General features: G+C 61.2%; 10 protein-coding genes and 1 tRNA gene. 7 read left to right on the top strand and 4 right to left on the bottom strand.

The window, feature by feature from the left end; genetic code table 11:
• Positions 1-19: 19 nt before the first annotated feature.
• The gene (locus NE851_RS11225) at positions 20-433 is read right to left on the bottom strand and encodes a BA14K family protein (RefSeq protein WP_063474852.1); all 414 of its coding nucleotides are present in this window, start codon (positions 431-433) and stop codon (positions 20-22) included.
• A 168-nt stretch (positions 434-601) separates the two neighbouring features.
• Between NE851_RS11225 and NE851_RS11220 the strand changes: the two genes are divergently transcribed.
• Positions 602-688, top strand: a tRNA-Leu gene (locus tag NE851_RS11220).
• A gap of 1,104 nt (positions 689-1,792) precedes the next feature.
• Here NE851_RS11220 and NE851_RS11215 read toward each other — a convergent pair.
• Positions 1,793-2,089 (bottom strand): DUF982 domain-containing protein, encoded by a 297-nt coding sequence (locus NE851_RS11215; RefSeq protein WP_028756405.1) that lies wholly within the window; start codon positions 2,087-2,089, stop codon positions 1,793-1,795.
• 193 nt (positions 2,090-2,282) lie between these two features.
• Here NE851_RS11215 and NE851_RS11210 point away from each other — a divergent pair, with 193 nt between their 5' ends.
• Complete coding sequence (locus NE851_RS11210; protein WP_254960412.1) at positions 2,283-2,414, top strand: hypothetical protein; 132 nt, start codon at positions 2,283-2,285, stop codon at positions 2,412-2,414.
• A gap of 36 nt (positions 2,415-2,450) precedes the next feature.
• Here NE851_RS11210 and NE851_RS11205 read toward each other — a convergent pair whose 3' ends face one another.
• Entirely contained in the window at positions 2,451-2,780 is a 330-nt protein-coding gene (locus tag NE851_RS11205; RefSeq protein ID WP_028757897.1) for a hypothetical protein, read from the bottom strand.
• A 57-nt stretch (positions 2,781-2,837) separates the two neighbouring features.
• The gene (locus tag NE851_RS11200; protein ID WP_183906074.1) at positions 2,838-4,451 is read right to left on the bottom strand and encodes a GumC family protein; all 1,614 of its coding nucleotides are present in this window, start codon (positions 4,449-4,451) and stop codon (positions 2,838-2,840) included.
• A 134-nt stretch (positions 4,452-4,585) separates the two neighbouring features.
• On the opposite strand from NE851_RS11200, the gene NE851_RS11195 reads away from it, so the two are divergent.
• From NE851_RS11195 to NE851_RS11175, 5 genes are all read left to right on the top strand, one after another.
• Positions 4,586-5,635, top strand: coding sequence for a glycoside hydrolase family 5 protein (locus NE851_RS11195; RefSeq protein WP_063474853.1), 1,050 nt, complete (start codon positions 4,586-4,588; stop codon positions 5,633-5,635).
• A gap of 2 nt (positions 5,636-5,637) precedes the next feature.
• A complete protein-coding gene (locus NE851_RS11190) occupies positions 5,638-6,918 on the top strand; it encodes a hypothetical protein (RefSeq protein WP_063474854.1) in 1,281 nt (426 codons plus the stop codon).
• Between the two features lie 167 nt (positions 6,919-7,085).
• Positions 7,086-8,102 carry an acyltransferase family protein gene (locus tag NE851_RS11185; protein ID WP_028757900.1) on the top strand — a complete coding sequence of 339 codons (1,017 nt, stop codon included), beginning with the start codon at positions 7,086-7,088 and terminating at the stop codon, positions 8,100-8,102.
• A 262-nt stretch (positions 8,103-8,364) separates the two neighbouring features.
• A complete protein-coding gene (gene purU / locus NE851_RS11180) occupies positions 8,365-9,249 on the top strand; it encodes a formyltetrahydrofolate deformylase (RefSeq protein WP_254960405.1) in 885 nt (294 codons plus the stop codon).
• 116 nt (positions 9,250-9,365) lie between these two features.
• A complete protein-coding gene (locus NE851_RS11175; RefSeq protein WP_183906439.1) occupies positions 9,366-12,293 on the top strand; it encodes an aminotransferase in 2,928 nt (975 codons plus the stop codon).
• Positions 12,294-12,484: the final 191 nt, after the last annotated feature.

Raw genomic sequence — 12,484 nt, 5'->3', positions numbered from 1 at the left:
GGCGCCAGCGCGAGCGGCCTCAGCGAAAAGGCGAGCGGCAGACCCTGTAGACACCCTCATAGGTGAGGAAGTGATCCGTCCTCGGATTGTAGGAGCGGTATTCGTTGGTGCACCAGGCGATATGCTTGTTCGGATCCTTCGGCTGCACGCGGCGCACCGGCGGCGGATCATAGGTCAGTTGCGGCCGTCCGGCAGCGCCCGGCAGGTAATAGGTCGGCCCCGCGCCCCTCGGCCGGTAATTCGGCTGGACATAGGCCGGACGATGCCATTGCTGCGGCCCGAAACCGAAGCAGCCGCGAAAATCGCAAAGCGTGGAGCCGGTGTTGAGCGGACCGACCCCTGGCTTGCCCAGCTTCAGCGAATCGGCCCCGGCGATGGCGGGTGCGAGAACAGCCAAAAGACCGGCGAGCAGAAGCGTGCGAGAAACGGCCATGATGCAATCCTTTCGGTATTTCCTTTATATAGGGCGCACCAACCGGAGCGCTATGCCTATCCTGCGGCTCTCTCCCGCATGTGATCGGCTGCTTTTTCGCCAACTGTCAGGAAAACTTCAAAAACCCAGTTGACAGTCAGGAGCCGCCCCCTTACATCGCTCTCCGTCGCCCAGATGGCGGAATTGGTAGACGCGCCAGCTTCAGGTGCTGGTACCCGAAAGGGTGTGGAGGTTCGAGTCCTCTTCTGGGCACCATTCCATTCTTGATCGCTACCAAGATCAAGGAGTTAAGCCTTTTCAGATAGGTTGCGCATTTGATGCCTTGTAACAAAGGCGAATCACGATGTGCTTAGGGCTTGGCCGCTAGATAGCTCCCAAGAACGCGCCGAAATCCTCAATTCCAGAATGCATATCCTGCCGCTCTGGAGAGCTGCCCTCCATTGACTCCCTCATCCCCAAATGCGAACATAAAGCGAACAAAATGGAGTCTTGCCGATGATCCGATACGCCGCATCCGCTGACAGCCGCCCTGAGCCTCCACAGGCCCGCGTGGTGTCAGCCGCCAAGCCGGCCCTTGAAATGCGATCCCTCACGCCGATCATTGATGCAGCGGTTACCGCACCTGCGGCCGGTCTGCTACCGCCCAGCCCCGAGTCAGACGAGATCGGCTCCGACACTCGACCGAAAACCCCCAAGCCGCCGCGCCGTGCGGCAACAAAACGCAAGCCTAAGGTCGAAGCGGACGGCACTTCGCTCCAGCTTAGTTTAGATGCCTAGTCCCATGTTGCCGATGCCGGAAGCGCCGGCGCTGGAAACCTCGCGGTTGCGAACTCAAGCCGCGACCCGAGGGCGAACCGCCCTCTTTTGATCTGTCGGAAATCATCAAGCCCGACAGGACATTCGCACCGCGATCATGGGAACTCCCACCATAATCTATAGAGCACTTCGGAATCCCGAAATTGGTTGCCGGATTGAAATTATTGAATATTTTCTCACGGCGAGACCGCTGAAAATGCCACGAATTTCGGAATCCCGAAGCGGGGGAATTTCGGGAATCCGAAGTGGGATTTTTTCTTGGTGCGAGGCGCCAGCCTCTGTCGGCAACCATCGGCCATCGGTATCCAGCACCGTCCTATCGGGATCAGTCGCTTCTGTTCGGATCAACTGCGCCTGCTTGGCGCCCTTCGTAAAGCGGAAGGATGCACCTTCGGCACTCGGGAGACGCTCGAACGGCGGAGAGCGCAGTCTACGAACCAGGGATGCGAGGGCCGTTTCCCTTATCGGGCGATTCGCTGTAGCGGCATCCGGATAGGCATCAGCGCGGCTTCGACCAACGCATGGCGGCGTGGTTCCGGCTTTTCAGGCGGCCATGTGGGGCGTCGTCTTCCCGCTGTCGGGAATAACGGTCAAAACGCCCAGGCCGGCTTCTCTGGCGGCGCTGAGGAGCAATTCCCTCAGCTCGCCCGTCTCGATCTGCCCGGTGATGGCATCGGCGCAGGCCTTTACGGCCACGACGTATTCCTCTCCATCTTCAAACGGCCAGTCCATCATCAGAACTTCGGCTGCGTCCCGGATCGTCCTGACGATCTTGTACTTTTGCCGGCCGCCGAGAAAGAGAACAAGAGGCGCAAAATCCGCCGATGTGTTCCATTGCATGGCATTTTCTCCCTGAGAGTTAGAATATTAGTAACAATGCAAGAAGAATGCCAGTGGAGGCGGAGGCGGTTTTTAGAGGTTTTGCGCGCCAGTCGCCGGGATCATCGGCAGAGGCCGCGCATTCGCGGCCTTTGGCTTCACAACCAGGACATCTAATAAGGAGCTTTCGGCCCTGCCCGGCAGCACCCGCGAGTTGGCCGAGAACGTCAACGCCTGGAGTATTCCGAAGCGGGCGATCAACCCGTCGAGCTATCACGACATGAGCGAGGCCGATATCGAGCGAATGGCGGCGATGCTGATCGATCTTGCGTCGACGCGGATCTGACACAACGGCACGACATTGCCGCCCGAGGAGATCCCCTCAGCGCACTGGCTGATAATGGCCGCGCAGCGGCACCTTGTCGTCCATCGAGATGAAGCCGTCGCGTTCGCAGACATACATCAGCGTTGGCATGCCGCCCGAACGGAAGATCTCATCATAACGGCGGCGGACCTGAACGGTTTCGGTGCGGCAATTATACGATTCTTCCTCCTTCTTCTCCGGCTGCGCCTTGACGCCGGGAAGACCCTTGTAGGGATAGAGGGGTTGAACGCCGGAATCGACGGATTTCGTCCAGTCGACGGCAGAGGCGGATGCCGGGGCGAGGCTCGACACGGCAACGAGCGATATCAGAATCATCAAAAGCCGCACGGAGCTCTCCTGCCGACTATGGGCGCTCTCCAGATGTAGGAAAACCGAAGACCGTCATCAAGCGGCCGAAGCCGGCGACTTCCTGAAATAACTTCTGATGACGGGATGGCCGAAGAGGCCGGCAAGGATGGCAAACCCGGCACCGACGACGAAACCGGCGAGAAAACCGCCGATGATGCCGGCAACCAGCAGGATCATCTTCCCCGGACCATCGGCCTTAACAGGCGGCTCGGCCGGCGAGATGACGCGAATGTTACTCTGGCTGAGGTTCTGCTCCTCGCTCGTCTGGCTGGAGCGTTTCAGAACCGTCTCGTAGATATCGCGCGCCGCAGTCGCCTTGCGCTGCAATTCGTTCAATTCCACCTGCTTGTCCGAGGTACTCGCCTGCAGCGCCTTCTGCACCGCAAGTTCCTTGGCGATGCTGTCTTCGGCGGCCTTTGCCTGCTCGTATTCACCCCGTGCCGAGGTGGCGAGCCGCTGCAATTCGCCCTTGATTTCGCCTGATATGCTCTGGAGCGAGGAGCGGGCCGCCTGCAGGCGCGGATGACGCGTGCCCATCTGGCTTTCGAGGCTGCCGACGGCGGCCGCCTGGGTGGCATATTGCTGACGCAGGCTGACGAGCGGCGAGGTGACGCCGCCTTCCGTCTGGTTGCCGGCGACGATGTCCTCGACGCGGAGATTGGCGACGGCATCGGCGCGCGCTTTCGCCTGGATGGTCTTTTCCTGTGCCGTCACCAGCATCGTGTTCAACGAGACGAGCCGCTGATCGGAAATCAGATTGCCCTCGGTCGCAGCCATGTCGTTGTCGGCGCGGAAGGTTTCGACGGCCTGCTCGGCTTCCAGCACCTTCTGGCGCAGATCGTCGAGGCGTCCGTCGAGCGTCGAGGAGGTGTTTTCGTAAATGCCGTTCGAGGCGTTGTTCTCCTCCTCGGTGAAGGCGGTGACGACCTGGTTGGCAAGCCTTGCGGATTTTTCCGGATCATTCGTCGTGGCGGCAAGCGTGACGACATAGGTGCTGGCCTGGCGGGTGATCACAAGTGCTTTCTGCAGGGCGCCGATCACGGCGGCGCTATCGGTGCGGCCGCCGGTGAATTCCGGATCCTGGTCGAGCTTCATCGTCTCGACGACGCGGCGCAGCACATTGCCCGAGGTCAGGATCTGCACCTGGCTGTCGATCAGAGTCGAGATCATTTCCGGCGAGGGTCCGGAGGATTGCGCGCCGGCATCGGCAAGGCCGATCTGGCGCGGATCGAAATAGAGGCTGCTGACGGCGGTGAATTTCTGAGCGATCCGTGGTGCCACCACAGCGCCGGCAGCGGCGCCGAGCAGTGCCAGACCCAGCACGACCAGCCGCCGGCTCCAGATCGCGGCGATGCTGGAGCGGAGGTCGAGAAGCGGTGCGGCAGGTGGGGAGGCTGCGTTCGACGGCGCGTCGACGACGGGCTCTCTTGCCGGCGGAGGCGGAGGCGCCGGACGCTCATATTGACGGCTTTCCGCCATGCTTGCCGGCGGCACAAAAGGGGGCGGGGTCGGTTCAGGCGCCGGACGGGCGTAATCATCCGGGCGGACGACAGGACTGCGCATGCGTACGCCTTCCGGCGCAGTCTGAGACGGCTCATAACTGCGCCAGCCAGGGAGCCGGCTTACCCTGTTCCTGTCATACTGGTTCATACGCGCACTCGTGTCCCGCCCAGCGTGAAAGACTGAAGCCGAGGTGCCGAGACTTTAGAAATTCTTAGCTAACGGACCGTTAAGATAATCTCAGCGACGCCGATGTTGCGATTTTCCGCGATTGCGAGGATGCCATGAGGACGACACGACATCTGACAGCGCTGCTGCTTGCGGCGGCTCTCGTCCCGTCGCCGGCCCTTGCGGCCGGGGCGCCCTGCTACCGCGGCGTCAATCTTTCCGGCGGTGAATATGGCGAGCGCGGCGGTACCTACGGCACCAACTACACCTATCCCAGTGAAGAGACGATCGGCTATTTCGCCGAAAAGGGCATGACGATCATCCGGCTGCCCTTCCGCTGGGAACGGCTGCAGCCCGCACTCGGCGGGCGGCTCGACGAGGACGAGCTCCAGCGGATCAAAGGCACGATCGGCCTGATCCGCAAGCGCGGCATGGCCGTTCTGCTCGACCCGCATAATTTCGGTTATTACGACAAGACCCAGGTCGGCACGGCGCCGGCAACGGATGCCGCCTTCGGTGACTTCTGGGCAAGGCTCGCCGTCGAATTCGCCAATCAGGAGGGCATTGTCTTCGGCCTGATGAACGAACCGCACGACATCAAGGCGACGGACTGGCTGGATGCGGCCAATGCCGCGATCCGCAGTATCCGCGCGGTCGGCGCGCGCAACCTCATCCTGGTGCCCGGCACTGCATGGAGCGGCGCGGCAAGCTGGGAGAAGGACGTGATCGGCGGCGCCAACGGCACTGTGATGCTCGGCGTGCGCGATCCGCTGGATTTCTACGCCTATGAGGTCCACCAGTATCTCGACGCCGATTCCTCCGGAACCCATCCGACCTGCGAAGGTGCCGATGCCGCAGTCGAGGCGATCGCCGGGGTCACCGCCTGGCTGAAGCGGAACCACAAACGCGGCTTTCTCGGCGAATTCGGCGCCTCCGCCGACAAGGACTGCATGAGCGGGCTGACCGAAATCTATGCCACCATGACAGGTAATGGCGACGTCTGGCTCGGCTGGTCCTATTGGGCGGCGGGCGATTGGTGGCCCGCGAACGAGCCGTTCAACGTCCAGCCGCGAAAGGGGCCCGCGCGGCCGCAGATGCGGCTTCTCGCCCAATCGGCAAAAGCCGATGCCGGCACTTGTTCCGCCGTCAAGCCTGTGGGGAATTGACCATGGCGGTCGTCGACCAGAAGGCAGCGCCTTTTACTGCCGCCGGCAACCGGCTCGATGCTGCCGGGGCGGCGTCGCGCACCGATTACCTGGTGCTCTGGCTCGGCCTGCTCTCGGTGCTCTACAACGGCATTCTCGCCTTCATCAACCACAACATCATGCCGCTGTCGTTGACGCATGTCGCTGCCAGCGAAGGCCTGATCATGGCGAGCGCCATCATCTACATCCTGCACAAGGGGATCTACGAAACCGACCTGCCAGCCTTCCTGTTCCTGCTGTTCACGCTCGTGGTGACCATCTATGTCAGCGTCCTCAACCGCATGCTGTTCATCGATCATTTCCGCAACGTGCTGATCATCTTCTGCTTCACCGGGCTCGGCGGCTGGAGCAACGAAAGGACGATGAAGCTCGTCTTTCGCTGGGCAAGCCTCGTCGTCATGATTTTCCTGATTTTCGAGATCGTCAGCGTGCCGTTCTATGTCAGCATCGTCCATCCGTCCGACTATTTCGCCAATACGCGCGGGCTGCTGCCGCTGAGCTACAACACGACAGGCCTTTTCCAGAATGCGCTCGGCTTTCCCGAACGCTTCTCCTTCGGCATCATAGACCATCGTTCCTCCTCGATCTTCCTCGAACAGGTGTCGCTGGCCAATTTCTGCGGGGTGATCGCGGTCTACCTGATTTCGATGTGGGAGAGGCTTGGCCGCTGGGACCGGTTGCTGATGATCAGCACGGCAGTCCTGATCCTGGTGACGAACGACACGCGCACGATGCTGATCTTCTGCTTTGCCTGCATCGTCGGCTATTTCGTCTTTCCGAAGATCCCGAAGAATTTCAATCTGGCGCTGATGCCGCTGATCGTCGCCGCGGGCTTCCTCGTCTACGTGCTGAAACCCAACGCGACCGGCGACAATTTCACCGGCCGCATCAACCTGACGATGAAGAAGATCATGGAACTCGATCCGCTCGCCATCCTCGGACTTTCGGTCGACCGGGTCGCCGAGTTCGCCGATAGCGGTTATGTCTACCTGATCTATGCCGCGACGATCTTCGGCGTCATCGCCCTGTGGCTGTTCGTCTGCCTCTTTCCCGCCGGACGCACGGCGGCGCAGCGGCGCTGCGCCCATTCACTTTCTCTTTTCATTTTTCTGAATATGATGATCGGGGGAACCGCAGTCTTTTCGATGAAGATCGCCGGTCTCCTGTGGTTCGTCGTCGGATATATGCGTTTCCACGACAACCCGCGCATCCGGCAGGGTCGTCCGACAAATGTATTGAGTTGACCGCAGCGGCGCGGCTGAGACCGGCGCCGCGCGAGCCCTAGAACAGGATGATTTTAGGCCGGATTGGCCTAAAATCTGAATCCTGTTCTAAATCAAAGAAATAGAGCATGATGTCGTCCGAAAACCGCCCACACTTTTCGGCATCATGCTAGGGAGCAAGACGCTCGATGCTTGTCCAGCTTCAATATCTGCGCGCCATCGCGGCGCTGATGGTGGTCTATTTCCATGCGATATTGCAGCTCGCCAAGGTCAATCCGGCCGTCGACGCCACCGCCTTCATCTATGGCGAAACCGGCGTCGATATCTTCTTCGTTTTAAGTGGTTTCGTGATGTGGCTGACGACGAGCGGTCGCGCAATGAGCCCGATCGATTTCGCCCGCCGGCGCATCAGAAGGATCGTGCCGCTCTACTGGCTGGCGACATTGTTTTCGGCCGCGGTGGCGCTGGTGGCCCCGTCATTGCTGAAATCGACGGTGTTCGACCTGCCGCACCTCGTCGCCTCACTGTTCTTCCTGCCATGGAGCAATCCCGCCGATCCCAGCACGATCACTCCAGTCGTCGTTCCGGGCTGGACGCTGAATTACGAGATGTTCTTCTATTTCGTGTTCGCGCTGCTGCTGCCGCTTTCGGAAGTCCGCCGCATCCCGGCGATGTTTGCCGTCTTTACCGTCATTCTGGTGGCCTGCCGGCTGCTGCCGGAATCGACGGTGACCCGGTTCTACGGCGAGCCGATCATCCTGGAATTTCTCGCCGGTGTCGTGCTCGCCTGGCTCTATGGGCAGAAGATGCTTCTGCCGAACCGCTGGGCTTGGGCGGCACTCGCCATGGGCTTTGCGTTTCTCTTCATCAACGAGGCGCTGATGCAGCCGGAAAGCCGGTTCTATGCCTGGGGAATCCCGGCGATCTTCATCATTTACGGCGCCGTCTCCATCGATTTTTCCAGGCTGCCGGTCCTGGGATGGCTGAACTATCTCGGCGACTGCTCCTACAGCATCTATATCACCCACGCCTTCACGCTCGCCTTCTTGAGGGTGGCAGCAGATCGCCTGCCGATCGGCATCCTGCAGCAGCCGGTGCTCTTCGTGATCCTCTCATTGGTGCTCTCGTCGATCGGCGGCGCGATCATCCATGAAATCACCACGCCGCGCCGGAAAGCGGCCGTGGCGAGCCGCCCGCCGGCCTAACGCGCATCGATTCTGTCAGATTCGTTTGCCGCGCTTTAGCGCTGTTTCCGTACCGAAGGCGAGAATACGCATCCAAGCGGCGCTGACGGTACAGTTTTTTGCGCAACTTCTCCTAAGCTTCAGACTTGGCAATGAGAGAACTTGCAGAAGCGTGATGGTTTCTCTTGCAATTTGTCGCAGGAATGAAAGCGCGCCGGCCTATTCGCGGCCCGGGCTTTGATCTAAGCACGGCTGCGGCCTTGAAGAAGGAAGAGGGAGAGACATGAGAAACTATGTATTGACGGTATCCTGCAAATCGACGCGCGGCATCGTTGCGGCGATTTCGAGCTATCTGGCGGAGAAGGGCTGCAACATCATCGACAGCTCGCAGTTCGACGATCTCGATACCGGCAAGTTCTTCATGCGCGTCAGCTTCATTTCGGAAGAAGGGCTTTCGGGTGCCGAGATCGGCGCCGGTTTTACAGCCGTCGCCGCGCCCTTCGAGATGGACTACGAGTTTCACGACAGCGAGAAGCGCATGAAGGTGCTGCTGATGGTGTCGCGCTTCGGCCATTGTCTCAACGACCTGCTCTACCGCTGGAAGATCGGCGCGCTGCCGATCGATATCGTCGGCGTCGTCTCCAACCATTTCGACTACCAGAAGGTCGTGGTCAACCACGACATCCCCTTCCACCATATTCCGGTCACCAAGGCCAACAAGGTGCAGGCCGAGGCCCGGATCATGGAGGTGGCCGAGCAGACCGGCACCGAACTGATCGTGCTCGCCCGCTACATGCAGATCCTGTCGGACGAGATGTGCCAGAAAATGTCCGGCCGGATCATCAACATCCACCATTCCTTCCTGCCGAGCTTCAAGGGCGCCAATCCCTACAAGCAGGCCTATGGCCGCGGCGTCAAGCTGATCGGGGCGACGGCGCATTACGTCACCGCCGATCTCGACGAAGGCCCGATCATCGAGCAGGACACGGCGCGCATCACCCATGCGCAGTCGCCCGACGACTATGTCTCGATCGGCCGCGACGTCGAAAGCCAGGTGCTGGCGCGCGCCATCCACGCCCATATCCATCACCGCACCTTCATCAACGGCAACCGCACCGTGGTCTTCCCGGCAAGCCCCGGCAGCTACGCCTCCGAACGCATGGGTTGAGCGCAGGCAAAGAGCTACATCTCTTCTGCTGGCAAACGACAATCTCCCGTTGCCTGCCAGCAGCAAGTATTTGATTATCGCGTGAGGTAATCGAATCATGCTGCGGGAGGGGTGTCATGACCGACGAGGTGCTGGTTGACCGCATGGCGCTGCCGCGTCCCGACGTTACCGTTGCGGATGCGGAAGAGATCCTTCTTGCCCATTACAGCCTGTCCGGCACGCTGACCGAACTCGGCAGCCAGCAGGATCGGAATTACCGCGTCGATAGCGATCGCGGTCGCTACGTCCTGAAGATCTGCCATGCTGCCTACGAGACCCGCGAGCTCGAAGCGCAGAACGCGGCGATCCATCATCTCAAAAGCAGGCAAGATGCGCCGCGCGTTCCGAACGTGATCTCCACGAATGACGGGCGGGAGATCGTCGTCCTGACCGTGCGCGGGCAGGGCTACCAGGTGCGGCTGCTCGAATATCTGGAAGGCCAGGGGCTGACGGAGCTGACCTATCTGGCGCCGGCTTCGGTCGCAGCACTTGGTGCGCTCTGCGCGAGGCTGGCCCAGGCGCTTGCCGATTTCAACCACCCTGGTCTTGATCGCAGCCTGCAATGGGATCTCCGGCGCGCCGGACCGGTCGCGGTGCAACTGCTGTCCGCGATCACCGACAGTGCGGCGCGCGACCGGATCGCCAAGACCATGGTGATGGCCATTCGTCGCATCCAGCCGTTGGCGCCATCGCTCCGGCTGCAGGCCGTGCATCACGACGTCACCGGCGACAATGTCGTCGGTCACCGCAATGCCCGTGGTCACATAGTCCCTGACGGGGTGATCGATTTCGGCGACATCATCCGCGGCTGGCTGGTCGGCGACCTCGCCGTCACCTGCGCTTCGCTGCTGCATCAGACGGATGGCGACCCTTTTCATGTCCTGCCCGCCGTCACCGCCTATCAGGCGATCTATCCGTTGACCGAGGAGGAGCTGAAGGCGCTCTGGCCATTAGTCGTCGCACGCGCCGTCATTCTCGTCGCCAGTGGCGAGCAGCAGATTTCGGTCGATCCCGATAATGACTATGTCCGCGGCAATCTCGCGCACGAGTGGGCGATCTTCGATGCGGCGATGTCCGTTCCCTTCGAACTCATGGAAGCGGCGATCCTCAAAGCGGCCGGCGTCGACACCGCCGCCCCGGAAGCATCGGGATGGCTGCCGTTGCTGCCCGACATCGATCCCGCCGAGATCGCCTATGTCGATCTTGGGGTGCGCAGCCCGCATTTTTCCGCCGGCAACTGGTTGAATGCCGACATGGACTGGCGGCTGCTTGCCCGCGCCGCGACCGAAAACGGCACGGCGGCAACGCGCTACGGCGAATATCGGCTTTCCCGCGCGAGCCTGGGAAATGCGAAGGAACAAGCGACCTGCGCGCTGCATATCGATATCTGCCTTGCTGCAGGCAGCGCGGTTGCGGCCCCCTTTGCCGGCCGGATCGGCTGGAAGGACCAGCATCTGACGCTCGCCGGCGACAGCATCACCTTGCATCTCGATGGGCTTGACCTCTCGGTCGAGGATGGCGCCGAGGTTGCCGGCGGTGATCCGCTCGGCACGGTTTTCGGAGAGGCTTCGTCGCTCGGCGGGCTGCGTGTCCAGTTTTGCAGTGTCGCCGGTCTCGAACCGCCGCTCTTTGCCACACCGCGCGAGGCGACGGCTTGGTCGGTGCTCTGCCCTTCGCCGTCACTCCTTCTCAGCCCCGGAGCGGATGCGCCGAAACCTGATACTGCAGGACTGCGCGCCAGGCGGCAGGCGCATCTCGCAAGGCCGCAGAAGAATTATTACGCGGCACCGCCGCAGATCGAGCGCGGCTGGCGGGAACACCTGTTCGATGTCGAGGGCCGCGCCTATCTCGACATGGTCAACAACGTCACCATTCTCGGCCATGGCCATCCCAAGTTCGCGGCGGCGATCAGCGCGCAATGGCTGCGGCTCAACACCAATTCCCGCTTTCACTATGCCGCGATCACGGAATTTTCCGAACGCCTCGCCGCCCTTTCGCCGGATGGACTCGACGCGGTCTTCCTGGTCAACAGCGGTTCGGAGGCGAACGATCTGGCGCTTCGGCTGGCGCAAGCCCATAGCGGCGCGCGCAATATGCTGTGCCTGCTCGAAGCCTATCATGGCTGGTCGGCAGCGAGCGATGCCGTCTCCACCTCGATCGCCGACAACCCGCAGGCTCTCACCACTCGGCCGGACTGGGTGCATGCCGTGGTGTCGCCGAATATCTATCGCGGCGCATTCCGCGGTGCCGATACGGCAGCGCACTATCTCAGCGCCGTAACCCCGGTGCTGGAGGCGATCGACGCCAGCGGCGACGGGCTTGCGGGCTTCATCTGCGAATCGGTCTACGGCAATGCCGGCGGTATTCCGCTGCCGGACGGTTATCTCAGGGACATCTATGCGCAGGTACGCGCCCGCGGCGGCGTCTGCATCGCCGACGAGGTGCAGGTCGGTTATTCCAGGCTGGGGCATTATTTCTGGGGCTTCGAGCAGCAAGGGGTCGTGCCCGACATCATCACCATCGCCAAGGGCATGGGCAACGGCCATCCGCTCGGCGCCGTCATTACCACGCGGGAGATCGCCCAATCGCTGGAGAAAGAAGGCGCGTTCTTTTCCTCCACCGGCGGCAGCCCCGTCAGCTGCGTCGCCGGCATGACGGTGCTCGACATCATGGCCGAGGAAAAACTGCAGGAAAACGCCAGGACGGTCGGCGATCATCTGAAGGCGCGGCTCGCCGCGCTGATCGACCGCCATCCGATCGCGGGCGCCGTGCACGGCATGGGGCTCTATCTCGGCCTCGAATTCGTCCGCGACAGAACGACGCTGGAGCCGGCGATGGAAGAGACCGCTGCCATCTGCGACCGGCTTCTCGAACTCGGCGTCATCATGCAGCCGACCGGCGATCACCAGAATGTGCTGAAGATCAAACCGCCGCTCTGCCTCGCCATCGAAAGCGCGGATTTCTTCGCCGACATGCTGGAGAAGGTGCTCGCCGAAGGCTGGTGACACAGCGCTTCCGGCGTTAACCAAATCGGTCATTTCGAGGCGTTTCGATTTTTGATGAAATGGGCCATTGCCTGATACGGCAAGGCTTCCTATGTCTGCCGCGGTGATCGATCAAACTCTGATTCTGTCATGCGAATTTTACGAAGAGCTGATATGTTTCTTTCTGTAAGTTCGGGTTACGACGGAATGAA

Origin of the sequence: Rhizobium anhuiense bv. trifolii (assembly GCF_024346605.1) — a bacterium.
GTDB lineage: Bacteria > Pseudomonadota > Alphaproteobacteria > Rhizobiales > Rhizobiaceae > Rhizobium > Rhizobium anhuiense.
The sequence above is the reverse complement of the archived record's forward strand: the minus strand, read 5'-3'. Positions and strand labels throughout refer to the sequence as shown.

Excerpts from the sequence above, each read along its gene's own strand:
- NE851_RS11225 (WP_063474852.1), bottom strand. The coding sequence starts at position 433 with ATGGCCGTTTCTCGCACGCTTCTGCTCGCCGGTCTTTTGGCTGTTCTC.
- NE851_RS11215 (WP_028756405.1), bottom strand. The coding sequence starts at position 2,089 with ATGCAATGGAACACATCGGCGGATTTTGCGCCTCTTGTTCTCTTTCTC.
- NE851_RS11200 (WP_183906074.1), bottom strand. The coding sequence starts at position 4,451 with ATGAACCAGTATGACAGGAACAGGGTAAGCCGGCTCCCTGGCTGGCGC.
- NE851_RS11195 (WP_063474853.1), top strand. The coding sequence starts at position 4,586 with ATGAGGACGACACGACATCTGACAGCGCTGCTGCTTGCGGCGGCTCTC.
- NE851_RS11190 (WP_063474854.1), top strand. The coding sequence starts at position 5,638 with ATGGCGGTCGTCGACCAGAAGGCAGCGCCTTTTACTGCCGCCGGCAAC.
- NE851_RS11185 (WP_028757900.1), top strand. The coding sequence starts at position 7,086 with ATGCTTGTCCAGCTTCAATATCTGCGCGCCATCGCGGCGCTGATGGTG.
- purU (WP_254960405.1), top strand. The coding sequence starts at position 8,365 with ATGAGAAACTATGTATTGACGGTATCCTGCAAATCGACGCGCGGCATC.
- NE851_RS11175 (WP_183906439.1), top strand. The coding sequence starts at position 9,366 with ATGACCGACGAGGTGCTGGTTGACCGCATGGCGCTGCCGCGTCCCGAC.